Source organism: Collinsella sp. CLA-ER-H10, assembly GCF_040092475.1.
GTDB lineage: Bacteria > Actinomycetota > Coriobacteriia > Coriobacteriales > Coriobacteriaceae > Collinsella.
On the sequence record NZ_JBBNLM010000027.1, the window covers coordinates 1 to 23,138 of the forward strand.

Sequence of the window (23,138 nt, forward strand, 5' to 3'; positions counted from 1 at the left end):
GGCCTCGGCGTCCATCACGGCGTTCACGACCTGCTCGGCGAGACGCCTGAGCAGCTCCTGCATGTCGATGGCGCCGTCGTCGAAACGGGGCATGGCGAGCATGTCCGGCGTCGGGTCTGATAAGATTTCCATAGCGGTCTTCGTCCTTTCCTAGAACCTGTTGTTGTGGTGATTTCAGATTCTAGGACGAAGGCCGTTCTTCGTTAAACGGGCGCTAGGGCGTCACCCTTACACCAACATTTTCGACGCGATCAAGTCTGTCCCCAATGACTAGGTGGAAGGTTGCGGGTTCTTTACGGGAATGTAGTGTGGGCTGCGGAAACGTGATTCTTTCCGTACAATAGTTCAACTCGTGTAAACGCAGGGAAGGGACATTCATGGCAGACATGATCGAGATCAAGCATCTCAACAAGTACTTTGGCGACCTGCATGTGCTCAAAGATATCAACCTCACCGTCAAACGCGGCGAGAAGCTCGTAATGATCGGGCCTTCCGGCTCGGGTAAATCGACGCTCATCCGTTGCGTCGATTATCTGGAGGAGCCCACGTCGGGCGAGGTTGTCATCGACGGTACGCCGCTCACCAAAAAGAATCACCTGGAGATGGCTCGCAAGTATAGTTCCATGGTGTTTCAGCAGTTCAACCTGTATCCCAACATGACGGTGCTGGGCAACCTGACGCTCGCGCCCATCAAACTGCAAAAGAAGAGCAAGGAGGAGGCGACCGAGATCGCCATCGCTGCGCTCAAGCGCGTCGGCATGGCACATAAGGCCGGCGAGTATCCGCAGAATCTCTCGGGTGGTCAGCAGCAGCGCATCGCCATCGCCCGTGCCCTGTGCACCAAGCAGCCTATCATCCTGTTTGACGAGCCGACCTCGGCACTCGACCCCGAGATGGTCCAGGAAGTCCTGGACGTTATGATTGAGCTCGCGCAGGAGGACATCACCATGATCTGCGTGACGCACGAGATGGGCTTTGCGCGCCAGGTGGCCGACCGCGTCATCTTTATGGAGGACGGCCGCATCCTGGAGGAGGGCACGCCCGAGCACTTCTTCGATAACCCCGAGAACCCGCGTTGCCGCGAGTTCCTGTCCAAGATTCTGCACTAGGCGCGGTGATGGACATGACGGATATGACGAGGGCGGCCGTGTCGCGCCGTCACTTTTTGCAGCTGGCGGGCGCCGGTATGCTTACGCTGACGGGGGCCGCGCTTACCGGTTGCGGCAACTCCACCAGCGGCGAGGGCTCCGACAAGGGGTCCAAGCTTGCGGCCATTAAGTCGCGCGGCCATCTGAATGCCGGCGTTAAGAAGGATGTTCCCGGCTACGGCTATTACGACACCGCCAAGGGCCGCTTTGAGGGCATGGAAGTCGATTTGTGCTACCAGATCGCCGCTGCCGTCTTTGGCGTGAGTTACAAGGAGGCCCGCGCCCAGGAGCTTGTCGAGTTTGCCGACGTAACGCCCAAGACGCGCGGTCCGCTGATCGATAACGGCCAACTTGACGTGGTCGCGGCGACCTACACCATCACCGACGAGCGCAAGAAGAGCTGGGATTTCTCGACGCCGTACCGCACCGACTACGTGGGACTCATGGTCAAGAAGCGTTCGGGCTTTACCTCGATTGAGGATCTGGATGGTAAGGTCATTGGTGTGAGCCAGGGTGCCACCACGCAGGGCCTGATCGAGCAGATGATCAAGGACAACGGCTTTAGCTGCAAGCCCGAGTTTAGGGCCTTTAGCGGCTACCCCATCATCAAGAGTTCGCTCGATGCCGGCAATATCGACGTCTTTGCCATGGACCGCTCCACGCTGGCCGGTTACATGAACGAGACCGTTGAGCTGCTGCAGCCCGAGGTCAAGTTTGGCGAGCAGGGCTACGGCGTGGCGACCAAGAAGGGCTGCGACCTTTCGGCCGTGGTCGATCAGGTGATTTGCGATCGCCTGGCCGATGGCTGGCTCGACCAAGAGGTCAAGACCTGGGGTCTCGTATAGGCGCATCGTCCAAGGAAGGAATCAAATGCTCGAAGGATTATTTGACGCCGACCGTTGGTCGACGACATTTCAAAACATGGGGCCCTTCTGGGAGGGCTTTGGCGTGACGCTGCAAGTGGTCGTTGCCGGTCTGCTGCTGTCGCTGGTGCTGGGCACGCTGCTGGGCGTGTTCTCTACCACTCGTTCGCGCGTGCTGCGCGCCATAAGCCGCGTGTACGTTGAGTTTTACCAGAACACCCCGTTGCCCGTACAGGTTCTCTTTATGTACATGGCCGGTCCGCAGTTTTTGCAGGCCATAACCGGTGCCGACCAGCCGGTGCGCATCGCGCCGTTCGTGCTGGGCTTCTTGGGCGTGGGTCTGTATCACGCGGCCTACATTTCGGAGGTCATCCGCACTGGTATCGAGGCGGTTCCGCGCGGTCAGATGGAGGCGGCCCAGAGCCAGGGCTTCACCCGTGCGCAGGCGTACTGGTATATCGTGCTGCCCCAGACATTCAAGATCATTCTGCCGCCGCTGTGTAACCAGGCGCTCAACCTGGTCAAGAATACGTCGGTGCTGGCGCTTGTGGCCGGCGGCGACCTTATGTACCGTTCCGACAACTTTGTGAGTCTGTACGGTTACCTGCAGGGATACATCGTCTGCTGCCTTATGTACTTTATCATCTGCTTTCCGCTCGCCATGCTGGTGCAGTGGCTCGAGCGCCGCTCCAAGGAGCGTCCGCGCGGCGTGAGCCTGGCCGAGCTGGGGCTCGACAACGTAGAGGAGGCCTAGCGCATGGAAATCTTTAACGCGACCAACCTGCTCTACATTTGGGGCGGCTTTGTTAAGACGATCGAGATCTCGGCGCTGTCGATCTTTTTCTCGCTCATCTTTGGCACGGTGCTGGCGCTCGTTAAGAGCTATGCGCCCCGCCCGTTTCGTATTTTGGTGAGCGCCTATATTGAGCTGTTCCGTTGCACGCCAAACCTGCTGTGGATCCTGTTTATCTACTTTACGGTGCAGGGTTTGGACATTGTGATTTCGACCATCGCCTTTACGCTGTTTACCAGCGCTGTTATGGCCGAGATTGTGCGCGGCGGCCTCAACTCGATTCCGCGCGGCCAGTTTGAGGCAGCACAGAGCCAGGGCTTCGGCTTCTTTGCCACCATGCGCTACATCATTCTGCCTCAGACGTTTAAGACGATCATTCCGGCGCTGTTTAGCCAGTGCACGACTGTCATCAAGGACAGCTCGTATCTTTCGGGCATTAACGTGGCCGAGCTCATGTACACGGCAAACGTCGTGATGGCCCATGCGATCGACCTGTCGCAGGTGCTTATGCTCTACGGCCTGGTATTTGCGATGTACTTTGTGCTCAACTTTGGTATCTCGTTGCTGGTTCGCGCATATCAGAGGCGAATGGTGGCAGCGTAGAATGTGACAAAGGGACTGTCCCTTTGTCACATAGAGAAAGGAATCGCGATGAGCGATCTGGAGAATAAGAAGAGTCCTGTGGTCATTACCATCGCGCGCGACTTTGGCGCCGAGGGCCACGAGATTGGTCGTATCCTCGCCGATGAGCTGGGGATTCCGCTGTACGATAACGAGCTGCTGGTGCGTGCTTCGCTGCGCGCGGGCGAGTCGCTCGACAAGATGGCCGCCTACGACGAGCGTCTGGCCGTGGAGAACATGGCGTTTCTGCCCGACCGCTACGATGCGCGTTCGTACTCGGACAAGTTGTTCCAAAAGATGAGCCAGGTGATTTTGGATCTGGGTGAGACCGAGAGCTGCATTATCGAAGGCCGTCTGTCCGATTATCTGCTGCGCAACAACCCCAATCACATCGCCGTGCTGGTGACTGCGCCCTTTGAGGACCGCGTCGAGATCGTGCGCAAGAAGCGCGGCCTCAACAAAAAGAAGGGCGCCAAGCTGGTCAAGCAGCAGCAGAAGGCGCGCGAGGCGTTCTATAAGCGCTACAGCGCCGGAAAGTGGAAGATGACGAGCGGCAAGGACATCGTCGTCAACCGCGCCAAGCTGGGCCGCGAAGGCTGCAAGGATGTCATCGCCGCAGCCTACCGCTACAAAGTGGCGCAGCTCGAAGGCTAGCCGACCAAAACCACTACAAAGGGGACAGGCACCTTTGTGGTGGTTTGGGCGGCCGGCATAGAAAAAGTCCCCGCCGGGCGTGTGCTCGACGGGGACTTTGCCGTTTGGTGGTTAGCGCTGTAGGTGATTACTCGCCCAGCAGGCTCTTGGTGATGGAGGCAGCGGCCTTCTTGCCGGCGCCCATCGCCAGAATGACCGTAGCGGCACCAGTGACGATGTCGCCGCCGGCCCAGATGCGGGGATCGGTGGTCTGGCCGGTCTCCTCGTCGGCGACGATGTAGCCCCACTTGTTGAGCTCCATCTTGCCACCGATCTTCTTTGCGAAGGGGTTGGCGTTGGTGCCGATAGCCGAGATCGCGACATCGCAGGGAATCTCCTCGATGGCGCCCTCGATGGGCACCGGGCGACGACGGCCGGACTCGTCGGGCTCGCCGAGCTCCATCTTCTGGACCTTGACGGCGCATACGGAGCCGTCCTCGCCAGCGACAAACTCGAGCGGGGAGACGAGCGGCAGAACCTCGACGCCCTCGGCCTTAGCGTGGTGCAGCTCGGCGCGACGGCAGGGCATCTCGTCCTCGGTACGACGGTAGGCGATGATGGCGTGCTCGGCGCCCAGACGCTTGGCGGTACGGACGGCGTCCATAGCCACGTTGCCGCCACCAAAGACGACGACGTTCTTGCCGTGCTTGGTGGGGGTGTCGTACTCGGGGAACTTGTTGGCCTTCATCAGGTTCACGCGGGTGAGGTACTCGTTGGCGAAGAAGACGTTGGGCAGGTTCTCGCCGGGGACGTTGAGGAACTTGGGCAGGCCGGCGCCGGTCGCCACGTAGATGGCGTCGAAGCCCTGCTCGAACAGCTCCTCGGCCGTGGCCATGTTGCCCACGACGGAGTTGTACTCAAACTTGACGCCCATGTCCTCCAGGCCGTCGATCTCGCGCTTGACGACTGCCTTGGGCAGACGGAACTCGGGGATGCCGTAGACCAGTACGCCGCCGCCGGTGAAGAAGGCCTCGAAGACGGTGACGTCAAAGCCGTTACGGGCGAGCTCGCCAGCGCAGGTGATGCCGGACGGGCCGGAGCCGACGACGGCGACCTTCTTGCCGTTCTTGGGAGCCATCTTGGGCGTGGAGGCGAGCTCGGGGCGGTCACCCAGGAAGCGCTCGAGCTGGCCGATGGCCACGGGCTCGGACTTCTTGCCACGGATGCACTTGCCCTCGCACTGGTTCTCCTGCGGGCAGACGCGGCCGCAGATAGCGGGAAGCATGGAGTCCTCGCGGATGGTATCGAGAGCGCCGCCGAAGTCCTTCTCGCGGATCTGCTCGATAAAGCGGGGGATGTTGATGTTGACGGGGCAGCCCTCAACACAGAACGGCTTCTTGCAGTTGAGGCAGCGCTCGGCCTCGGCCAGCGCCATTTCCTCGGTGAAGCCCTTGTCGACGGGGCGGAAGTCGCAGGCGCGCTCGGCAGCCGGCTCCTCGTTATCGGGGGTGCGGGGCGACTTCATATCGGCAACGAAACGACCGTTAACTAGTGGCATGCGCAGCTCTTTTCCTCATAGGCCTTGAGGGACTCGCCCTCTTCGGAACGGTAAGCGGCCTGGCGGGCACGAAGGTCATCCCAGTCGACTAGGGTGGCATCGAAGTCGGGGCCGTCGACGCAAGCGAACTTGGTCACGCCGCCCACCTCGACGCGGCAGCAGCCGCACATGCCGGTGCCGTCAACCATGATGGGGTTGAGCGATGCGGTGATGGGGGTGTCGTACTTCTGGGCGGTGAGGGTCGAGAACTTCATCATCGGAACGGGGCCGACGCAGAAGACCTGGCTCACGGCCTTGTCCTGCAGCAGGCGCTCCAGCGGAGCGGTGACAACGCCCTGCTCGCCGTAGGAGCCGTCGTCAGTGGTGATGTGGATGTGGTCCTCGTCGAGGAGCTCGCGGAACTGGTCCTCCATAAGCAGGAGGTCCTTGGTGCGGGCGCCCATGATGGCGTGCACCTCGTGGCCGGTCTCGACCAGGTGCTTGGCGACCGGGAAGGCAATTGCCAGGCCGACGCCGCCGCCAATGACGGCGCAGGGGCCCTCAGCCATCTCGGTGGGAACGCCCAGCGGGCCCACGACGTCGCGCAGCGACTCGCCGGCCTCGTAGGTGGAAAGCATCTCGGTGGTCTTGCCGATCACCATGAAGATGAACTCGACCCAGCCCTCGTCACCGTTCCAGCCGGCCAGGGTAAACGGGACACGCTCGCCCGTCTCGTTGGCGCGAACCATGAGGAACTGTCCAGCGTGCGCATGCTTGGCGATTGCAGGCGCTTCGATGCGGAACTTGAACACCTTCTCCGAGAACTGCGTCTTCTCCAGGATCTTATACATAGAACCCCTCTCTTGTTAGGGCCGCCGAACCGTGCCTCCACGGAAATGGACGGTAGCCCGAATAAAACCGTACGTGCACAGGCGTTGTGCAGACATACGGTGCAAATTATACCCTCATGGACATGTCACTTACGTGTGTCTTCGGCGGTTGGGAGCAGGGTTTGTCCACTTTGGCCTACCAAAGGGGGAGAGGTTTATTTTGGTCAGCTTTATCGGGTAAAACGGCAAAGGGGCCAGTCTCGGGTTGCAATGAGGTCGGCCCCCTTTGGGGTGCTATGTGTGTATGGCGGTGCGCGGTTTATTGCGATGCGGCCACTGCGGCGTTTCCGCAGGTAAAACCTGCCAAAATAAACCTATCCCTAAATGATAGGTTTTAGTGCTTGCCGTTGGCGGAGGCGGCGCCGTTGACATGGTCGCGAGCATAGACTACGCCGTGCACAATCGCCAGGCCGGCGGCGTCGGCCGCGCGGGCGCAGGTGTCCTGGAAATCCTCGGCCTCGCGGGCGCGCAGCTGCTTAAGCACGTAGTCGGCGACGGCCATCTTGCCGGGAGGGTTGCCGATGCCGGTGCGGATGCGGCTGAAGTCGCGGCTGCCCATCTTGTCGATGATGGAACGCAGGCCGTTGTGACCGGCATGGCCGCCGCCCACCTTAACACGCACGTCGCCGGCGGGAATATCGAGCTCGTCGTGGATGACGAGCAGCTCCTCGGCCTTGATCTTGTACTCGCGGCAGAGTTTGGAGATGGGCCCGCCCGAGGTGTTCATGTACGACTGCGGCTTGACCAGTACAATCTGGCGCTTGCCGCCCTCTTCCTCGGGATCGTTGATGTTGATGAGCGCGACCTCGGCGCCTGCTTGGTTTTTCCAGTACGTGACGCCGGCCTGACGGGCCAGCTCGTCGATTGCTTTGAAACCAGCGTTGTGACGGGTCTCGGCATATTCCTCGCCAGGGTTGCCAAGTCCGGCAACCATGCGAATCTTAAGCGGCTGTGCAGCTGCCATATTTGTCCTTCCGTTACATAAAAAGTTTAATCAACGACAAAGGCTACCACGCCCGCCGAAGGCGAGGCTTTGCTTCAGCGAAATCCCACCAGACAAAAGCGCGGCCGCGGCAGAGCGAGCCGTCGGAACAGAAGAAACCCCCGCGCGACCTTTGCGAAGCAAGGGGGAGCGCGGGGGTTTCTTCTGTTCCGACGGCGATGCGCCGGGTTGCAAGGACGATGCGACTACAGCGCGAAGTCGCCGCCGACGAGCGTGGAGACGGGCTCCTCGTGGTAAACGGCGGAGATGGCCTGAGCGAACTCCTCGGCGACCGAGATGGTCTTGATCTTGCCGCCGACCTCGACGGGAATGGCGTCGGTGACGAGGCACTCGACGATCGGGGCGTCGTTCAGACGCTCGATGGCCGGACCGGAGAAGATACCGTGGGTGGCGCAGACGTAGATATCGCCAGCGCCCATAGCCTTGAGCTCCTTGACGTTGGCGCACAGGGTGCCAGCGGTGTCGATCATGTCGTCGTTGATGATGCAGGTCTTGCCCTTGATGTCACCGATGATGCCCATGACCTCGGCGGCGTTGTGGCGCGGACGGCCCTTGTGGGCGATGGCCAGGTCGCAGCCGAGCATGTCGGACAGCTTCTTGGCGGCCTTGGCGCGACCCACGTCGGGGGAGACGACAACCAGGTTGTCGGTGTCGAAGTGCATGTCGTTGTAGTACTGGCCAAACAGCGGCAGCGCGGACAGGTGGTTAACCGGGATATCGAAGAAGCCCTGGATCTGGCCCTGGTGCAGGTCGAGGGTGATGATGCGGTTGACGCCGGCGCGCTCGAGCAGGTTGGCGACGAGGCGGGCGGTGATGGGCTCACGCGGGCCGGCCTTGCGGTCCTGGCGGGCATAGCCGTAGTGGGTGATGACGGCGGTGATGGAGCGGGCGGATGCGCGCTTGGCAGCGTCGGTGGCGATGAGCAGCTCCATGAGCATGTCGTTGACGTTGCCGCCGGCCACGGACTGAATCAGGAAGACGTCGGCGCCGCGGACGGTTTCGTCGTAGCGGGCGTAAATCTCACCGTTGGCGAACTGCTTTAGCGTAAGGCCCGAAAGCTCGACCCCAAGGTACTCAGCGATCTTCTGAGCGAGGGGACGGTTGGAGGAACCGGAATACACGCGGATGGACTTGCGCATATTCTCCGACTTCTCGGGATCATTAATCGGCATTACCCTTCTCCTTTATATCGAATGCCATATAGATGCCTTGTTGCATTGTAACCGCGCGACGGGGTTAATCGGGTCTTGATAACGTCTTTACCGTCAACGGACACGAACCGACCACTCATCCTGTCGCGCAGGTCACGATAGAAAAAAGGAGCCGCCCCCCATGGGAACAGCTCCTTAGATGCTTGGTAAAACGTTATACCTCGTCGTCCTCGTGCAGACGGCGGCGATAATCGGCGGCCCAGCCCTCAATATTTATCTGGCGGGCACGACCCAGGCCAAGTGCGTCTGCCGGGACCGGCTCGGTGATGACGGAGCCGGCGGCCACGAGCGCGCCGTCGCCAATCTGGGCGGGCGCGACCATCATGGTGTCGGAGCCGATGAAGGCATCCTTGCCGATGACGGTCTTGTGCTTGTGTACGCCATCGTAGTTGCAGGTGATGGAGCCCGCGCCCACGTTGACGCCGGAGCCCATGGTGGTATCGCCGATGTAGGACAGGTGCGGCACCTTGGAGCCCTCGCCGATCGTGGACTTCTTGATCTCCACGTGCGTGCCGGCCTTGGAACCGTCGAGCATGTGGGTGCCCGGGCGCAGGTAGGCGCGCGGGCCGCAGTCGACGCCGTTCTCGATGACGGCCTCGACGGCGATGGTTTCATCGATGGTGCAGCCGCTGCCGACGGTGGTGTCGGTGAGGCGGCTGTTGGGGCCGAGCTGGCACTCCTCGCCCACGGTGACGTGGCCGATCAGGTGCGTCTGCGGCCACACGACGGTGTCGCGGCCGATGGTGGCGTCGGGGCCGATCCAGGCCTGCGTGGGGTCGATGAAGGTGACGCCCTCGGCCATCCAGTGCTCGTTGATGCGGTCGCGCGCGATGGCGGTGAGCTGTGCGAGCTGGATGCGGCTGTTGACGCCCAGGCCGTCGCGGTAGTCGTCGCAGTGGAAGATGGAGACCGCCTGGCCGTGGCCTTTGAGGATCTCGAGCATGTCGGGCAGGTAGTACTCGGATTGCGCGTTGTCGTTGCCGATCTCGTTAATGTGGGCGGCGAGCTGCGCGCCGTCGAAGGCGTAGCAGCCGGCGTTGCACTCCAGCAGCGTGGCGGCCTGCTCGGGCGTGCAGTCCTTCTGCTCGATGATGCGCTCGATCTGGCCGTCGGCGCCCAGCTTGATGCGGCCGTAGCCGAAGGGGTCGGGCGGGGTCATGGTCATGACGGTGCAGGCGAGCTCGCCGGTAGCGACGGTCTGTACGAACTTGGCGACGGTGTCGGCGGTGATGAGCGGCAGGTCGCCGTTGAGCACGACGACCGGGCCTTGCGCGATGCCGCAGGCCTCGAGCGCGACCTTCACGGCGTGGCCGGTGCCCAGGCGCTCGGTCTGCTCGACGCACTCGACCTTGGTGGCGCTGTTGGCATAGGCGCCGTCGATGAGGGCGCGCATCTCGTCGGCGTGGCTGCCGATGACGACCACGACGCGGCTGCAGCCGGCCTTGATGGTGGCGTCGACGATCCACTGGACCATGGGCTTGCCCAGGATCTTGTGCGAAACCTTGCAGTGGTTCGACTTCATGCGGGTGCCCTCGCCGGCAGCGAGGATAATTGCGGTTGCGTCCATGTGATCTCCTGTTACGTTATAGAGACGTGTGTTTGGAAACGATACACGGCGCAATATGATACCGCAGGCATATGTTGAGCGCGTAGCGATTGGCTCATGGCGGCCGATGTCGGTGCCGCCGGCGTGGCGTTTGCGCTGCTTGCGTGCGGCGTTGGCGGTGCTGCGGAGCTGTCGTTTGAGCGAGGGGACGGGGGTGCCCGTGGACAACATACAAGAGGAGTTTGGCGGCGAGCCCGTCGCGGCATTCTCGATGTCGCATCCGGCTGTGCCGGCCCTCTACATGGTGCTGACGCTGGGGCTCACCATGTTCTCGATGCAGCCGGTGCTGATTGCGCTGTCACTTGCGGGCGGGCTGGCGTATGGATTTGCGACGCGCGGGGCTGCCCGCACGCTGGGCGCACTCCGCTGGCAGCTGCCGGTGATTTTGATTATCGCGCTGGTCAATCCGCTGTTTAGCGCCTCGGGCTCGACGGAGCTGTTCCGTATTGGCATGCGCGCGGTGTATCTGGAAAGCATGGTATACGGCCTGTGCATGGGCGGGCTGTTTGTGGCGAGCGTGCTGTGGTTTGAGGCCGCGGCGTCGATGCTCGAATACGACAAGGTGCTCGCGCTGCTGGGCAATGCCGCACCGGTGATTGCGCTCATGATCTCGATGTGCATGAGGCTTATCCCGCAGTTTTTACGCCGCGGTCGTACGGTGCTGGCGGTGCAGGATGCGATTGATGTGCCGGGCCGCGCGCCCACCGATCCCGTGCGATCGCGCCTGCGGGCGTCGAGCGTGTTGATGGGCTGGGGCATGGAAGATTCGCTGGAGCGCGCGGACGCCATGCGCTCCCGTGGGTGGGGCGCCGCGACGCGTCGAACGACGTATGCGCGGTATCGGCTGGGGCGCGGCGATGTTGCCGCGCTGGTTGGGCTTGCGCTGTTTGGCGCCGCCGCGGTGGCGGTGGCGTGGACCGCGACGACGCAGTATTCGTTTTATCCGCAGCTCTCGGTGCCGGCGCCGTGGCCGGGCTATATTGTGTACGCTGCCTGGATGGTGCTGCCTTGCACGTTGCACGCGATTGATGAGAAGAGGTTTGGCTGATGGCTCGGTTGGATAGGGGCCCGGTGTCGGGCGCGGCGTGCGGCCCGGATATGCCGGCGATTGAGGTGCGGAGCCTGAGCTTTGCCTACCCCGATACTGATGCTGCGGTGCTCGAGGGGCTCGACTGGTCTGTTCCCCAAGGTGCATTTGCGCTGCTTGTTGGCGGTACCGGTTCGGGCAAGTCGACGCTGCTGTCGCTGCTCAAGCCCGAGATCGCGCCGGCGGGTACGCTCTCCGGCGAGCCGCGCGTGCTGGGCGAGAACGTTGCCGACATGGACGTGCGGGCATCGGCGGAGCGCGTGGGTTATGTGTTTCAGGACCCCGAGAACCAGATCGTGTGCGAGACCGTGTGGCACGAGATGGCGTTTGGTCTGGAAAACTTGGGGCTAGCGCGTGATGAGATGCGCCGTCGCGTATCTGAGACCAGCTATTTCTTTGGGCTGGAAGATTGGCTCCACCGCGACACCGATACGCTTTCGGGCGGACGCAAACAGCTGCTGTCGCTGGCGGCTGTGCTGGCATTACGCCCGCGCGTGCTGCTGCTCGACGAGCCCACGTCTCAGCTCGATCCCGTTGCTGAGAAGAATTTCCTGCACGCGCTGTTTCGTGTGAATCGCGAGCTGGGCTGCACGGTTGTTGTGGCGACGCATCAGCCGCGCCCAATGCTCGAATACGCGACGCGTGCGTACCGGATTGAGGACGGTCGCGTGCGCGAGGTGGCGGATATGGCTTCTTTGGGACGCCGAGAATCGCTGTTTTCCGATGACATGTTGGGGTGGGGTGCCATCCGATGTGCAAAAAACGGAGTATTCAGCAGGCGTGAGGACAATTTGGGCTCTCTGGAGCCGCCCGGGGACGTATCGAGCGCGAAAAAAAGTTCAGAATTGGACAAATCGTCCGAATTTGTGGCGCAAACGTCGCTCGAGAATGGCTCGGAAGCCTTCCCGCGCACGGATGGAAGCAGAATACTCCAAAAAATGCACGGCGGGTCGGCTACCACCCTGTCGGAAGGCTGGTTTCGCTACGATCGCGCGGGCGGTTGGGTGCTGCGCGGGCTCGACGTGGCGTTTTCGGCCGGTGCGGTGCATGCGATCGTGGGCGGCAACGGATGCGGTAAGTCGACGATACTCTCGGTGCTGGCGAAGACCGCCAAGCTGCAGCGCGGCCGCATGGTGCGCGGAGCGGCCTCGGCGGCGCTGCTGCCTCAGAATCCCAAAGCATTGCTGGTTGCCGATACGGTTCGCGACGAGCTGATGGAATGGGCTTCGACCTGCGGATATGACGAGACCGTGGCGCGGGAGCGTGCGGCGAGCTTGGGGTTGTCGGGTCTGGATGGACGCCATCCGTACGATCTTTCGGGCGGGCAGCGTCAACTGCTTGCATTGGCAAAACTGCTGCTAATCGGCCCCGAACTGCTATTGCTCGATGAGCCCACCAAGGGTCTAGACCTGTTCAGCCGCCGCATCATCGCCCGCGCCCTGCGTGACCATGCGAAGGCTGGCGGCACCGTCATCATGGCTACGCACGATTTGGACTTTGCCGAGCAGGTAGCCGACGACGTCGCCATGATGTTTGACGGCGAGATTGCCTGCATGGAGCCGCCGGCCGACTTCTTTGCCGACAACGTGTTCTATAGGGCGTGATGGGATGACGGACTGTCGTTTCTCGCGTTTGCTTGCAAAACTGGAGATCTCGCTGTTGTTGGCGGTGCCGGCGGTAATGGCTGCGGCGTTGCTGGCGGGTGTTGAGCAGGCGGCGCTTGCCATGCTTGTCGTGGTGGCGCTGGTGCTCGCGCTGTTCTTTGCGGGTTACGAGGCATCTCGTCCGGGATTGCGCCAGATTATGCCCACGCTGGTGCTGGCGGCGCTGGCGGCGGCGGGGCGCATCCTGTTTGGGCCCATTCCCGACTTTAAGCCGGTGAGCGCCATCGCCATTATCGCGGGGGCGACGCTTGGTCGCCGCAACGGTTTTATGGTTGGCGCGCTGGCGGCGCTGACCAGCAATTTCTTTTTTGGACAGGGCATGTGGACGCCGTGGCAGATGTATGCCTGGGGGCTCGTGGGATACGTTGGCGGTGCGCTGGCGTATGCGGGTGCGTTCGACCGCGCCGACGGCACCGTGCGCATGCCAGCGCTGCTGGCGTACGGCTTTGCGTCGGGCCTGCTCTATGGCGTCGTGATCAACGCGTATGACATCATTGGATTTGTACGGCCGCTTACTTGGGCGGGTGCCGTGGCACGTCTTGCCACGGCGGTGCCGTTCGATATCACGCACGGCCTTGCGACCTGCGTGTTTTTGGCCGCCTTGTACAAGCCTTGGTGCCGTCGCATTAACCGTGTCGTCGTGAAATACGGACTGTAGGGCATTTCGCGTTCCCACACGAACTTGCGGTGGAATAGTTCTCGTTTTTGGCTATTTGCTGCCCAAACAGGAACTACTCCACCGCAACTTATAGGGGGAGAGGGGTCACATGATCTGTTTTCCTCTGTCCCCCAGGAATTGCTTGGCGCTAGAGCTCTAGCGTGAGGGTGACGGGGCAGTGGTCGCTGCCGAAGATATCGCCGCGGATGCCGGCGTCGCGCACGTTGCCGGCGATTGCGTCGCTCACCAGGAAGTAATCGATGCGCCAGCCGGCGTTGTTCTTGCGGGCATTAAAGCGATAGCTCCACCAGCTGTAGACACCCTCGACGTCGGGGTTTGCCGCGCGCCAGGTATCGGTAAAACCGGCGTCGAGCAGCTCGGTAAACTTACCACGCTCTTCGTCCGAAAAGCCTGCGTTGCCGCGGTTGGACTTGGGGTTCTTAAGGTCGATCTCTTCGTGCGCTACGTTAAAGTCGCCGCAGGTCACCACGGGCTTGCCGGTCTCGCGCTCAAGCGCGCTCAAAAAGCCGCGATAGGCATCGTCCCAGGCCATGCGCACATCGATGCGCGCGAGCTCGTTTTGGGCGTTGGGCGTATAGACATCCACAAACCAGAACTTGTCGAACTCCAACGCGCAGACGCGGCCCTCGGTTGCGGCTTGGGCGACGAGCTCGGCCGCCTCGCCCTCGCCGGCGTAGGGTAACAGCGCGTCGGCGTGCAGCACGCGCAGCGGTTCCTGGCGGCTAAAGACCGCAGTGCCCGAATAGCCTTTACGCTCGGCGTAGCTCCAGGTTTGGCGATAGCCGGGCAGGTCAATATCAACCTGGCCTTCTTGCAACTTGGTCTCTTGCAACGCCAGGATATCGACGTCGAGTTCTTGCGCGATCTGGATAAAGCTCGGGTCCTTTTTGAGCACGGCGCGCAGGCCGTTGACGTTCCACGAGGCGAAAGTGTAAGTCTGAGGCATGGTGTCCTTTCGACGGGGTTGGCAGGCTTAAGATTAGCGCAACAGGGGCGGTGGTGGGCACCGCGCGTGCTGACCCAAAGGCCGCATGCTGGGACATCGCCCGACGCTGCCCGACCAACAAGGACGGAGGACTCATATGACGCAGGCGATAACGGACTCCAAACAGGCCTCCGCCGCGCTGGCGGAGCTGTTCGGCACCCACAAGCGCGTGGTCTTCTTTGGCGGCGCGGGCGTTTCCACGGCGAGTGGCATCCCCGATTTCCGCAGCGTGGACGGCCTATATCACCAACAGTTTGCCTACCCGCCCGAGACCATGCTCTCGCATAGCTTTTACGAGGCGCATCCGGCCGAGTTCTTCGACTTCTACCGCACCAAGATGATTGCGCTTGGCGCCAAGCCCAACCGCTGCCACACCAGGCTGGCCGAGCTGGAGCGCGCCGGCAAGCTGAATGCCGTGGTGACGCAAAATATCGACGGCCTGCATCAGATGGCCGGCTCGCAGCGCGTGTTCGAGCTGCATGGCTCGGTCCACCGCAATGTCTGCCAGACGTGCGGCGCAGTCTACAGCGCCGAATGGATTTGCTCGCGCGAGCACGAGGACGCCGCGGGCGTGCCCGTGTGTCCTGCGTGCGGCGGGCGCATTAAGCCCGATGTGGTGCTCTACGAAGAGCCGCTCGACGAGCATGTGTTGACCGGTGCCGTTGCCGCCATCGCCGCGGCCGATGCCCTCATCGTGGGCGGGACCTCGCTCGTGGTGTATCCGGCGGCGGGCCTTACGCGTTACTTTACCGGCGATACGCTGGCCATTTGCAACCTTGCTCCCACCGATCAGGATGCAAATGCCGACCTGCTGATTTCTTGCGACATCGCGGCCGCGTTTGCGTTCTAGCCCGCGCGCGCGGATACAATAGAAAGACTGAGTGCAAAGCGACCCCGCCGCCAGCTCCCCAAGCTCGGCGGCGTGGGCATTTTAGGAGGATGTTCATGGCGAACGACAGCAAGACATGGCGGTGCGGAAAGTACGAGCTCAGCTTTGACCGTCCGCGCATCATGGGCGTCCTCAACGTGACGCCCGATTCGTTTAGCGATGGCGGGGAGCACTTCGACCCGGATGCCGCCATCGAGTACGGCCTGGCGATGCTCGACGCCGGCGCCGACATCATCGACGTGGGCGGCGAGTCCACGCGCCCCGGCTTTACCCCGGTCAACCCCGACGAGGAGGCTCGCCGCGTGCTGCCCGTGGTGCGCGCGCTGGCCAAGGAGGGCGCCATCGTCTCGATCGACACGCGTCATGTGGCGGTTGCCAAGGCGGCCGTGCGCTGCGGCGCCTCGATCGTCAACGACGTGACCGGCTTCACCGATCCCAAGATGGTCGAGTTTGTTAAGACGAGCACCTGCGGCGTCATCGTGATGCATGCCGGCGAGGTCGCCGCGCCCACCCGCACGCACGCAACGGTGCAGCTCGATACCTCGGCAGCGGCGTTTGTTGCCGAGAAGGCGCGCGAGGCGGCTGCCGAGGCCGCGCGTGAGGCCGAGAAGCCGGCTCGCCGCCGTCGCGGCAAGCTGCTGGGTGAGCCCAAGGTTGAGGCCAAGCTTCCGGGCGGCGTGGTGCAGCCCTCGTTGCCGTTTGGCGAACCGGAGCCCACGTCCGAGCCCGCAACCGAGCTGGGGCAGGAGACGCCGGCCGCCGAGCAGGTTGCTGCCGCCGAGACCGTCGCGCCCGCGCCCGAGGCCGCGCCCGCAGCCACCGAGGTCGCATCGGAGTCCAATGACCACCTGGCAGCCATGATGCGCCGCAGCGCCCGCCGCGAGGAAGCCTACGTGCCCACCTCGCAGCTCCGCCGCTTCACCCTGCCCGATTCGGCGCCCATCATGCGCCGCGTTATGGGCTTTCTGTCCGACCAGGCCCGCACGCTCATCCATGCCGGCGTGTCTCGCGACCGCATCTGCATCGATCCTGGCCCGGGCTTTGGTAAGTCGGCTAACGAGGGCATCGTCATCCAGCGCGAGACTGCCAAGATGGCGTCGCTGGGCTACCCGCTCATGTGCGCCGTGTCGCGCAAGCGCTTTGTGGGCGCTGTCTCGGGCGTGACCGAGGCCGCCGCGCGCGATGCCGCCACGTTTGGCGTGTGCCTGGGCGCCATCCAGGCCGGTGCCAACATCGTGCGCGTGCACGACGCCGCGGGTTTTGCGCAGTTCCTGAACGGTTACTGGGCCGTCGCCAAGCCGCAGCCGCGCCGTGCGTTTGTGGCCGTGGGCTCCAACCTGGGGCATCGTTGCGACAACATCCGCGCCGCGCGCGACATGATCGCCGAGATTCCGCTCACCTGCGTGTCCAACTCCTCCAAGATCTACGAGAGCGAGCCGGCCTACGAGACGCGCCAGGACGCGTTTGCCAACGCTGTCATCGAGATTAAGACCGAGCTGGCGCCGTTGGTGCTGCTCGACGAGCTCATGAAGATCGAGGTCGAGCTGGGGCGCGACCGCTCCAAAAAGGTCAAGGTCAACGGCCCGCGCACCATCGACCTGGACCTGCTGTGGATGGACGGCGAGACCCACGGCGGCAAAAAGCTGCGCCTGCCGCATCCGCTCATTGGCGAGCGCGACTTTGTGCTGGTGCCGCTCGAGGACCTGATGCACGACCCGGCGCGGTTCTTCCGCTACAACGGCGTCGAGGTCAAGGAGCCCGAGGACCGCGTGGGTCATATCGTGGGCGAATTGGGGCGTATGTAGATGATCGAGATGAATGCTGTTGCCGCCGGCACCGAGCTCGACGCGGCGCGCGACGCGGGCCGCGAGGGCGTGTCCGCGGGCTGGTGCGCGTGGAGCGCGGGCGATGCTTCGCTGACGTTTTCGCTGGTCGTGCGTCCGGATGTGAACATGCATGCCTTCCACGGCCTGCCGTTTGTGGCCGCGATGGGCATGATGGACGCGCTCGTGGGCACGGCTTCGACGCCGGGGTTGGGCCTTGCCGGTAAGGTGGGTATCCAGTGGCCGAGCGATATCGTGTGCGGTGCGCCTGCGTTTGAGACGTCGCTCGCGCGTGTTGCCGTGAACGGCGGTGCCGGTGCTGCGGGCATGTTCGGTGCCGTGACGGTGGATATTGAGCGTTCGGCGTTGAGCGAGCTCGGTGTGGGTGTGGCTGACGAAGCGCTGGTCGAGGCGCTGGCCGCCGCCATGCTGGCCCGCGTGGACGCCTGGGCGGTTGTTGCCAACACGCCGCAAGGCGCCGCGGGGCCGCTGGCTCCCGTGCTGGGCGAGTACTTCGACATGGTGCCGCTGCTGGGCCGCCAAGTTGCGGCGGTGTCGCCCAACGGTTTGCCGCTTGCGGTCGGTGTGTTTGCGGGCCTGGACATCTGGGGCCGAGCGACCATCAAGACCGATGCCGGCGAGCAGGAGTTTCCGCCCGAGGCTGTACGAATTCGCGGACTGTAGCGTCTCGGCTTCGCCAGAGCCTACGCTAACTCCTGCATGCGGCGGTAGATTTCGCAGATGCCTTTGATGGTGAGTTGGCCGTCGACTATGTCGAAGGCGTCGGTCGAATCGGCGACGATGCTGGCGAGGCCGCCCGTGGCGATAACGGTGGCATCCTCGCGGCCCAGCTCGCGCTTCATGCGCGCGACCAGGCCCTCAGCCATGGCGGCGGCGCCCGTTACGGCGCCGACCTTGATGCACTCCTCGGTATCGCGGCCGATGGCGTGCTCGGGCGCCTCGAGCGGAACGCTGGCGAGCTTGGCGGCTCGGGCGGCGAGCGCGTCCATCGAAATGCGGATGCCCGGCGCAATCGCTCCGCCAATGTAATAACCGTCCTCATCGATGACGTCGATATTGGTCGCGGTGCCAAAGTCCACCACGATTGCCGGCGCGCCGTAGAAAGTTTCGGCCGCAACGGCGTTAGCGACGCGATCGGCGCCTACGGCCTGGGGACGCGCCGCGCGCAGCTTGGTCACCGCGGCCGTCTGCGGTCCGATGACGATGGCGTCTGCGGCAATGCGGTCGGCCACGGCGTGCCATTCGCGCGAGAGCTGCGGCACCACGCCTGCAAAGGCGATCGCGTCGACCGCGTCGAGCGAAAGGCCGTACATCTTGAAGAAACCCATCAGGCGCACATGGATCTCGTCGGCGGTATAGGAGCGGTCGGTGGGCATACGCCACGACTGCACCAACTCGTCTCCGTCAAACAGGCCCATGGCCGTCTGCGTGTTTCCCATATCGATAGCGAGCAGCATGTCTACTCCCGGTGTTGGCATAAAAGGACGCGCACCATTGTATACGCGCCGCCGACGGCGCTCGGCTGCGATTCGTTTACGGTGATAGGGGCTGAGGGGTTTAAATATGAAGGAATTATGCTCTACGAGATTTTCCTTGCCGTTTACCGAACTCCCGCGTAATATTCTTTCTTGCGCACATGAGGCGCCCAGACATTGCGGGGTGGAGCAGTCTGGTAGCTCGCCGGGCTCATAACCCGGAGGTCGTAGGTTCAAATCCTGCCCCCGCGACCAAGACTTTTAGCAGCTCAGAGGCATTGTTTCTCTGGGCTGTTTCTTTTTTGACTTTCAATCTTGGTCGAATTTTGGTCGAAATCAATTAATAACGGCATTTTTCGAACAGGATGCCTGCTTGAACCATCTCCACACTGGTTGACGCCGGTTGGCGACGAGTTCAGCAGGACCGTTCGGCGCTCCTCCACACTTTCTGCGCTTTATTTGAGAGTTACCAGACAAGAATGACGAAGTCCCTCTAGCTCTGGCGGGCCTATGCCGTGGGCATGGGTGGGGCCCCACCGGGGGCGGGCCTTATTTGGAAAGAGGCAGTTACAAGACCGTAGATTGCTCTTGGTCGAATTGGCCTGAAATGAGATTCGGGTCGCTACGCCCATTATCTAAAATGGTGACATCTGAGCTGTAACAAAGGCGCCGCTATATGAATACGGTCTACGATGCTCTTGACCCTATCGTTAACGGGTTGGTATCGAACAATCTGGCGCGATGTTGGGGATGAGCTGCGGCAGTACGACGCTTTTGGCCGACCGGCTGATAAGTGGGCTGATAGGCCCTCTCGTCTCTACGCTATCTGCCACGAGTTTTCGGGAGCGCGCGAGATGCCAATGACGTTCGAGGAGGCCGAGGAGGAGCAGGAGCGCGAGCCTTGGGAAGATGAGCTCATCAGTTTCGTCTTCACGGACAGCGGCATAATCGCCGCGGCGTTGACGAACGGCACCTGATAGCGCCTCTCCGCGGATCGAGTGGTTCGTTTTTCAAGGGAAGGGAAACCGCATGGCTAAGAAGAGATATATTTTGCTATTCGTGTACCCGTACGAGCTGAAGGACGTCGACGAACGTCGTGGGCTCCTGCTACGGTCGTTTGATGGCGAGAGGCTCTACAATGGTGCCAGATTATCGGTCGAGAGGGTGACGGATGAAGACTTATAACTTGGACACCATTCAGAAGGTTCCCCTGCGCGAGGTGTGGCCGCATGAGGCCCACGACTTCACCAAGTGGCTGGCCGAGGAGCAGAATCTCGCAACCCTCGGGATGGCGGTCGGAATCGAGCTCGAGCTAATAGAGACGGAGTCGTCGGTCGGCTCGTTCAACGTGGATATCTACGCGCAGGAGTCCGGTACGGGCCGCAAGGTGATCATCGAGAACCAGCTCGAGGACACCAACCACGACCATCTCGGCAAGGTGATCACGTATGCCGCCGGCAAGGGCGCCGAGGTCGTCATCTGGGTCGTGGCGCACGCCCGCGACGAGCATCGCCAGGCCATCGAGTGGCTCAACCAGCACACCGACAGCGACTTCGGGTTCTTCCTGGTCGAGGTCGAGCTCTGGAAGATCGGGGGCTCCCTGCCCGCCCCGCGCTTCGGCGTGGTCGAGCAGCCGAACGAGTGGACCAAGACCGTGAAGCTCTCCGAGGGGCTCAGCGAGACCGAAAAGGTCAAGCTGGCGTACTGGACGGCCTACCGCGATGTGGCAGGCGGCCATCCGGAGTTCCTCAAGGAGTTCAGCCCGCAGAAGCCCAGCAAGGACCATTGGTCGACGCTTCGCCTGGGGGTCTCGGCATACCATCTCGCCCTGCTCATCGATACGCAAAAGGGCCGCACGGGCATCGAGCTGTACGTGGACGACGACAAGGAGATCGGGCACCGCGCCATCGCCAACAGCGGGGTCTTCGAGGATCACCTCGGGCTGACGGCGGTGACCTTCGATGCGAAAAAGGCATCGGGGCTGCGCTTCTACAAGGCGGGCCACCCCATCAAGGGCCACCAGGACGCATGGCCGGGGTACATCGAGGAACAGCTCGGATGGGCCCTCGAGATGAAAAAAATAATCGCGGAGATCGAGCTCTAAAAACGCCCCGGCAGTAAAATGCAGGGGCGTTTTCTATTGACGGGATTCAGCGCCGGCCCGTTTCGGTCCGGATGCGCCGCTCGGCCTCTTCGAGGTCCCTGACAATCCTTCCCAGCGCCATGTAGTAATGCGCGAAGACCGGGTCCTCCTTGCCGGACCGGTTCTCGCAGCAAAAGAGCATCGACTCATGAAGGCAGGCGAGCTCGTAGACGATGTCTTCGAGTTCCATATGGCTCCTCTCGAAAAGTGAATAGCGGTTCAGATGGTATCGATGTTGGGCGTGGGCTGCCGGCGTCCGCCGTGAATCGGCCACGGCTCCGCGGCCGGGTGGCACCTCCGCTACGCCGCGTCAAGGGGGCCCATGAGACCCCGCACAAACCTCCGCTCCGCTCCGGTTGGTGGAGGTCGTCATGGACCTCCCTTGACCCGTCTTCGCTCCGGTGCGGCTTTGCAGGGAGCAAAGCCGACGACGACGCACGGCGTCGCCATTCGGCTTTGCCCGCAGGGGCGAGATGTTGAGGGCAGGTTGCCCGGAACGGAGGAAGACATGCAGCAGCTGATGACCGAGGAAATCGCCAAGACGGTGCCGAGGCTCTACGAGCAGGACGGGGCAGAGGACCCCACAGTCTACGCCCACTACTTCTCGTGCGTGAACGGATGGGACTGGTGGCTGCTCGAGTTCGATGGGACGGACGAGGCGTTCGGCCTTGTCGAGGGCTACGACGACGAGCTCGGCTACTTCAGCATCAAGGAGATGGCCGAGCTGAACCGCCAGATGGGGTTTGCCGCCGTCGAGCGCGACGAGCACTTCTCCCCGAAGCCGCTCAGCGCCGTCAGGAGGAGGTAGCCGCATGGTCGCGGTCGAGTTCGACTCCATGGGCGAGGCGGTCCGCCTCGCCCTCGTGGCCGATGAGTACGTGGGCGGCGGCCTGGCCGTCCTCCTCCTCGACGCCACGGACCCGCGCTCCGAGGGCTACATGGCCGAGTGGGGCGTGCTCACGGCGAGCGTGCCGGCGGCGGCCGAGTGGTGCCGCGGACGCGGCAACATCGCCATCGACGCCGACGTGTCCGCGGCGCTCCTCGAGGCGCTCGAGGCCGCCGGCTTGCTCCGCATGGCCGGCCGCTCGGCGGCGTCCGGGATGGCCCGCTACCCGCTGGCCACGGTCGCCGGGCACGTCCTCGCCGACATGGGCGGCCTGCCCGAGACCCTCGAGGAGGCTCTCGGCTCGACAGTCGTCGTCGAGTACGAGTCGGGCGGCGACGGCGGCGCGTTCGAGGTGGGGACCGCGCCGGCCGGATCGGCCGAGCTCGAGCGACTCATCGCCGCCGCGAGGTCCGAGGCCGATGCGTTGGCGGGCGCCGGCGGATGGGCTGCCGTCCGGGTTGGGTTCGGGGATGCCGAGACCATCGACTGCGAGACGGGCCGGACGGTCTACGTCGCGGGGTGAAATGGGAGGAGGGCGCGGGCGCGGTCCGGATGGGCCGCGCTTTTCCTTTCCCGGGGATGCGGAACTCCCACCGTCCAAGTGCCTCGGACGGTGGGAGCTGGATACGACGATATACTGCGCGTGCAACGGGGACACGCGCCTCCTTTTCGGTTGACTCCACCAGTTCGTACAGAGACTTTTCGATTTCCCGCTTTGATTTGGAGGGCTGTAATTCCATATTTCTGGAATACGGCACGAGGCTGAGCTTCGAAATCGCGTCTTGCGTCGGTAGATTGTTCCGCGTCCGCGACCAGTTTTTCAAGGGTGCTAAGCTGGGACTGTATTGAGAGCTCGTTTAGGTGGTTCACATTGTCCATAGCGGTGACCACCAATGTTGAATAGCTGTCTTGAAAGACTGTGTCACGCTAGTGTCGGTATCGATTTGATACTACGAACAAATTAGAACTAAATGGATATAGTTTCCATACTAATTAAAACAAATTTGCATTCAAGTTTTTATTTAAACTTGATTTAAGGCGGAGTGGAATGTGAGCGCGCAAGGAGATGCGGAATCGATGAGAGCCTCAAAAAAAATTACTGCAGTGTTATCATCTTTCATCCTCTCTATTCTTCCATTTCTGATTCTATGGGCGGCTTGGTCAGTCCTCCCTGATACAAT

General features: G+C 62.4%; 24 protein-coding genes and 1 tRNA gene. 17 read left to right on the plus strand and 8 right to left on the minus strand.

What is annotated here, in order from left to right; all coding sequences use genetic code 11:
• The first annotated feature begins 377 nt into the window (after window positions 1-377).
• The 5 genes from AAAX36_RS08800 to AAAX36_RS08820 are packed head-to-tail and all read left to right on the plus strand — an operon-like array spanning window position 378 to window position 4,079.
• On the plus strand, window positions 378-1,109 hold the full coding sequence (locus AAAX36_RS08800; RefSeq protein ID WP_022094215.1) for an amino acid ABC transporter ATP-binding protein: 732 nt from the start codon (window positions 378-380) through the stop codon (window positions 1,107-1,109).
• Between the two features lie 8 nt (window positions 1,110-1,117).
• Window positions 1,118-1,993 carry a transporter substrate-binding domain-containing protein gene (locus AAAX36_RS08805; protein WP_196022321.1) on the plus strand — a complete coding sequence of 292 codons (876 nt, stop codon included), beginning with the start codon at window positions 1,118-1,120 and terminating at the stop codon, window positions 1,991-1,993.
• A gap of 25 nt (window positions 1,994-2,018) precedes the next feature.
• The gene (locus AAAX36_RS08810; protein WP_035136546.1) at window positions 2,019-2,765 is read left to right on the plus strand and encodes an amino acid ABC transporter permease; all 747 of its coding nucleotides are present in this window, start codon (window positions 2,019-2,021) and stop codon (window positions 2,763-2,765) included.
• A 3-nt stretch (window positions 2,766-2,768) separates the two neighbouring features.
• The gene (locus tag AAAX36_RS08815) at window positions 2,769-3,407 is read left to right on the plus strand and encodes an amino acid ABC transporter permease (RefSeq protein WP_006235796.1); all 639 of its coding nucleotides are present in this window, start codon (window positions 2,769-2,771) and stop codon (window positions 3,405-3,407) included.
• A 48-nt stretch (window positions 3,408-3,455) separates the two neighbouring features.
• Window positions 3,456-4,079 carry a cytidylate kinase-like family protein gene (locus tag AAAX36_RS08820; protein WP_148331746.1) on the plus strand — a complete coding sequence of 208 codons (624 nt, stop codon included), beginning with the start codon at window positions 3,456-3,458 and terminating at the stop codon, window positions 4,077-4,079.
• 127 nt (window positions 4,080-4,206) lie between these two features.
• Here the strand turns inward: AAAX36_RS08820 and gltA are convergent, their stop codons facing one another.
• The 5 genes from gltA to glmU all read right to left on the minus strand — a co-directional run bounded on the left by gltA (window position 4,207) and on the right by glmU (window position 10,266).
• The gene (gene gltA / locus AAAX36_RS08825) at window positions 4,207-5,616 is read right to left on the minus strand and encodes an NADPH-dependent glutamate synthase (RefSeq protein ID WP_006235794.1); all 1,410 of its coding nucleotides are present in this window, start codon (window positions 5,614-5,616) and stop codon (window positions 4,207-4,209) included.
• Window positions 5,607-6,446, minus strand: coding sequence for a sulfide/dihydroorotate dehydrogenase-like FAD/NAD-binding protein (locus tag AAAX36_RS08830; protein ID WP_006235793.1), 840 nt, complete (start codon window positions 6,444-6,446; stop codon window positions 5,607-5,609). Before AAAX36_RS08830 ends, gltA begins: the two co-directional genes overlap by 10 nt.
• Before the next feature lie 373 nt (window positions 6,447-6,819).
• Complete coding sequence (gene pth / locus AAAX36_RS08835; protein ID WP_006235792.1) at window positions 6,820-7,449, minus strand: aminoacyl-tRNA hydrolase; 630 nt, start codon at window positions 7,447-7,449, stop codon at window positions 6,820-6,822.
• A gap of 224 nt (window positions 7,450-7,673) precedes the next feature.
• Window positions 7,674-8,660, minus strand: coding sequence for a ribose-phosphate pyrophosphokinase (locus AAAX36_RS08840; protein WP_022094252.1), 987 nt, complete (start codon window positions 8,658-8,660; stop codon window positions 7,674-7,676).
• A 193-nt stretch (window positions 8,661-8,853) separates the two neighbouring features.
• A complete protein-coding gene (glmU, locus tag AAAX36_RS08845; RefSeq protein ID WP_349075125.1) occupies window positions 8,854-10,266 on the minus strand; it encodes a bifunctional UDP-N-acetylglucosamine diphosphorylase/glucosamine-1-phosphate N-acetyltransferase GlmU in 1,413 nt (470 codons plus the stop codon).
• A 199-nt stretch (window positions 10,267-10,465) separates the two neighbouring features.
• On the opposite strand from glmU, the gene AAAX36_RS08850 reads away from it, so the two are divergent.
• Genes AAAX36_RS08850 through AAAX36_RS08860 form a run of 3 tightly spaced genes read left to right on the plus strand, consistent with a single transcriptional unit; the run spans window position 10,466 to window position 13,714 of the window.
• The gene (locus AAAX36_RS08850) at window positions 10,466-11,353 is read left to right on the plus strand and encodes an energy-coupling factor transporter transmembrane component T (RefSeq protein ID WP_349075127.1); all 888 of its coding nucleotides are present in this window, start codon (window positions 10,466-10,468) and stop codon (window positions 11,351-11,353) included.
• Window positions 11,353-12,996, plus strand: a complete 1,644-nt coding sequence (locus AAAX36_RS08855) for an ABC transporter ATP-binding protein (protein ID WP_195920157.1) — start codon at window positions 11,353-11,355, stop codon at window positions 12,994-12,996. The genes AAAX36_RS08850 and AAAX36_RS08855 overlap by 1 nt, the downstream gene beginning before the upstream one ends.
• Before the next feature lie 4 nt (window positions 12,997-13,000).
• Window positions 13,001-13,714, plus strand: coding sequence for a DUF6580 family putative transport protein (locus AAAX36_RS08860; protein ID WP_349075129.1), 714 nt, complete (start codon window positions 13,001-13,003; stop codon window positions 13,712-13,714).
• Between the two features lie 148 nt (window positions 13,715-13,862).
• On the opposite strand, the gene AAAX36_RS08865 is transcribed toward AAAX36_RS08860, so the two are convergent.
• The gene (locus tag AAAX36_RS08865; protein WP_117746195.1) at window positions 13,863-14,681 is read right to left on the minus strand and encodes an exodeoxyribonuclease III; all 819 of its coding nucleotides are present in this window, start codon (window positions 14,679-14,681) and stop codon (window positions 13,863-13,865) included.
• Window positions 14,682-14,817: 136 nt separating this feature from the next.
• Between AAAX36_RS08865 and AAAX36_RS08870 the strand changes: the two genes are divergently transcribed.
• The 3 genes from AAAX36_RS08870 (at window position 14,818) to AAAX36_RS08880 (ending at window position 18,116) form a co-directional block, all read left to right on the plus strand.
• Window positions 14,818-15,570 carry an NAD-dependent protein deacylase gene (locus tag AAAX36_RS08870; RefSeq protein WP_349075131.1) on the plus strand — a complete coding sequence of 251 codons (753 nt, stop codon included), beginning with the start codon at window positions 14,818-14,820 and terminating at the stop codon, window positions 15,568-15,570.
• Window positions 15,571-15,665: 95 nt separating this feature from the next.
• Window positions 15,666-17,414: a dihydropteroate synthase gene (gene folP, locus AAAX36_RS08875; RefSeq protein ID WP_349075133.1), complete on the plus strand. Its 1,749-nt coding sequence runs from the start codon at window positions 15,666-15,668 to the stop codon at window positions 17,412-17,414.
• Window positions 17,415-18,116, plus strand: coding sequence for a hypothetical protein (locus tag AAAX36_RS08880; RefSeq protein ID WP_138374319.1), 702 nt, complete (start codon window positions 17,415-17,417; stop codon window positions 18,114-18,116).
• Window positions 18,117-18,136: 20 nt separating this feature from the next.
• Here AAAX36_RS08880 and AAAX36_RS08885 read toward each other — a convergent pair whose 3' ends face one another.
• Window positions 18,137-18,910, minus strand: coding sequence for a type III pantothenate kinase (locus AAAX36_RS08885; protein WP_161144979.1), 774 nt, complete (start codon window positions 18,908-18,910; stop codon window positions 18,137-18,139).
• A gap of 196 nt (window positions 18,911-19,106) precedes the next feature.
• Between AAAX36_RS08885 and AAAX36_RS08890 the strand changes: the two genes are divergently transcribed.
• The 4 genes from AAAX36_RS08890 to AAAX36_RS08905 all read left to right on the plus strand — a co-directional run bounded on the left by AAAX36_RS08890 (window position 19,107) and on the right by AAAX36_RS08905 (window position 21,032).
• A tRNA-Met gene (locus AAAX36_RS08890) sits at window positions 19,107-19,183 on the plus strand.
• Window positions 19,184-19,782: 599 nt separating this feature from the next.
• Window positions 19,783-19,905 carry a hypothetical protein gene (locus AAAX36_RS08895; protein WP_302630592.1) on the plus strand — a complete coding sequence of 41 codons (123 nt, stop codon included), beginning with the start codon at window positions 19,783-19,785 and terminating at the stop codon, window positions 19,903-19,905.
• 52 nt (window positions 19,906-19,957) lie between these two features.
• Window positions 19,958-20,113: a hypothetical protein gene (locus tag AAAX36_RS08900; protein WP_175406093.1), complete on the plus strand. Its 156-nt coding sequence runs from the start codon at window positions 19,958-19,960 to the stop codon at window positions 20,111-20,113.
• Window positions 20,100-21,032: a DUF4268 domain-containing protein gene (locus tag AAAX36_RS08905; RefSeq protein ID WP_349075136.1), complete on the plus strand. Its 933-nt coding sequence runs from the start codon at window positions 20,100-20,102 to the stop codon at window positions 21,030-21,032. The genes AAAX36_RS08900 and AAAX36_RS08905 overlap by 14 nt, the downstream gene beginning before the upstream one ends.
• Window positions 21,033-21,078: 46 nt before the next feature.
• Here the strand turns inward: AAAX36_RS08905 and AAAX36_RS08910 are convergent, their stop codons facing one another.
• A complete protein-coding gene (locus AAAX36_RS08910; protein ID WP_138113659.1) occupies window positions 21,079-21,261 on the minus strand; it encodes a hypothetical protein in 183 nt (60 codons plus the stop codon).
• A 318-nt stretch (window positions 21,262-21,579) separates the two neighbouring features.
• Between AAAX36_RS08910 and AAAX36_RS08915 the strand changes: the two genes are divergently transcribed.
• Together AAAX36_RS08915 and AAAX36_RS08920 are read left to right on the plus strand one after the other, a co-directional pair.
• Window positions 21,580-21,879: a DUF2958 domain-containing protein gene (locus AAAX36_RS08915; RefSeq protein ID WP_158567277.1), complete on the plus strand. Its 300-nt coding sequence runs from the start codon at window positions 21,580-21,582 to the stop codon at window positions 21,877-21,879.
• Between the two features lie 4 nt (window positions 21,880-21,883).
• Window positions 21,884-22,480: a hypothetical protein gene (locus tag AAAX36_RS08920; protein ID WP_349075138.1), complete on the plus strand. Its 597-nt coding sequence runs from the start codon at window positions 21,884-21,886 to the stop codon at window positions 22,478-22,480.
• Window positions 22,481-23,138: the final 658 nt, after the last annotated feature.

Coding starts and splice junctions, on each gene's coding strand:
- AAAX36_RS08895 (WP_302630592.1), top strand. CDS start 19,783: ATGCCAATGACGTTCGAGGAGGCCGAGGAGGAGCAGGAGCGCGAGCCT.
- AAAX36_RS08815 (WP_006235796.1), top strand. CDS start 2,769: ATGGAAATCTTTAACGCGACCAACCTGCTCTACATTTGGGGCGGCTTT.
- AAAX36_RS08830 (WP_006235793.1), bottom strand. CDS start 6,446: ATGTATAAGATCCTGGAGAAGACGCAGTTCTCGGAGAAGGTGTTCAAG.
- AAAX36_RS08840 (WP_022094252.1), bottom strand. CDS start 8,660: ATGCCGATTAATGATCCCGAGAAGTCGGAGAATATGCGCAAGTCCATC.
- AAAX36_RS08860 (WP_349075129.1), top strand. CDS start 13,001: ATGACGGACTGTCGTTTCTCGCGTTTGCTTGCAAAACTGGAGATCTCG.
- pth (WP_006235792.1), bottom strand. CDS start 7,449: ATGGCAGCTGCACAGCCGCTTAAGATTCGCATGGTTGCCGGACTTGGC.
- AAAX36_RS08920 (WP_349075138.1), top strand. CDS start 21,884: ATGGTCGCGGTCGAGTTCGACTCCATGGGCGAGGCGGTCCGCCTCGCC.
- AAAX36_RS08870 (WP_349075131.1), top strand. CDS start 14,818: ATGACGCAGGCGATAACGGACTCCAAACAGGCCTCCGCCGCGCTGGCG.
- AAAX36_RS08800 (WP_022094215.1), top strand. CDS start 378: ATGGCAGACATGATCGAGATCAAGCATCTCAACAAGTACTTTGGCGAC.
- folP (WP_349075133.1), top strand. CDS start 15,666: ATGGCGAACGACAGCAAGACATGGCGGTGCGGAAAGTACGAGCTCAGC.
- AAAX36_RS08910 (WP_138113659.1), bottom strand. CDS start 21,261: ATGGAACTCGAAGACATCGTCTACGAGCTCGCCTGCCTTCATGAGTCG.
- AAAX36_RS08865 (WP_117746195.1), bottom strand. CDS start 14,681: ATGCCTCAGACTTACACTTTCGCCTCGTGGAACGTCAACGGCCTGCGC.
- AAAX36_RS08855 (WP_195920157.1), top strand. CDS start 11,353: ATGGCTCGGTTGGATAGGGGCCCGGTGTCGGGCGCGGCGTGCGGCCCG.
- AAAX36_RS08900 (WP_175406093.1), top strand. CDS start 19,958: ATGGCTAAGAAGAGATATATTTTGCTATTCGTGTACCCGTACGAGCTG.
- AAAX36_RS08810 (WP_035136546.1), top strand. CDS start 2,019: ATGCTCGAAGGATTATTTGACGCCGACCGTTGGTCGACGACATTTCAA.
- AAAX36_RS08885 (WP_161144979.1), bottom strand. CDS start 18,910: ATGCTGCTCGCTATCGATATGGGAAACACGCAGACGGCCATGGGCCTG.
- glmU (WP_349075125.1), bottom strand. CDS start 10,266: ATGGACGCAACCGCAATTATCCTCGCTGCCGGCGAGGGCACCCGCATG.
- AAAX36_RS08805 (WP_196022321.1), top strand. CDS start 1,118: ATGGACATGACGGATATGACGAGGGCGGCCGTGTCGCGCCGTCACTTT.
- AAAX36_RS08820 (WP_148331746.1), top strand. CDS start 3,456: ATGAGCGATCTGGAGAATAAGAAGAGTCCTGTGGTCATTACCATCGCG.
- gltA (WP_006235794.1), bottom strand. CDS start 5,616: ATGCCACTAGTTAACGGTCGTTTCGTTGCCGATATGAAGTCGCCCCGC.
- AAAX36_RS08880 (WP_138374319.1), top strand. CDS start 17,415: ATGATCGAGATGAATGCTGTTGCCGCCGGCACCGAGCTCGACGCGGCG.
- AAAX36_RS08905 (WP_349075136.1), top strand. CDS start 20,100: ATGAAGACTTATAACTTGGACACCATTCAGAAGGTTCCCCTGCGCGAG.
- AAAX36_RS08915 (WP_158567277.1), top strand. CDS start 21,580: ATGCAGCAGCTGATGACCGAGGAAATCGCCAAGACGGTGCCGAGGCTC.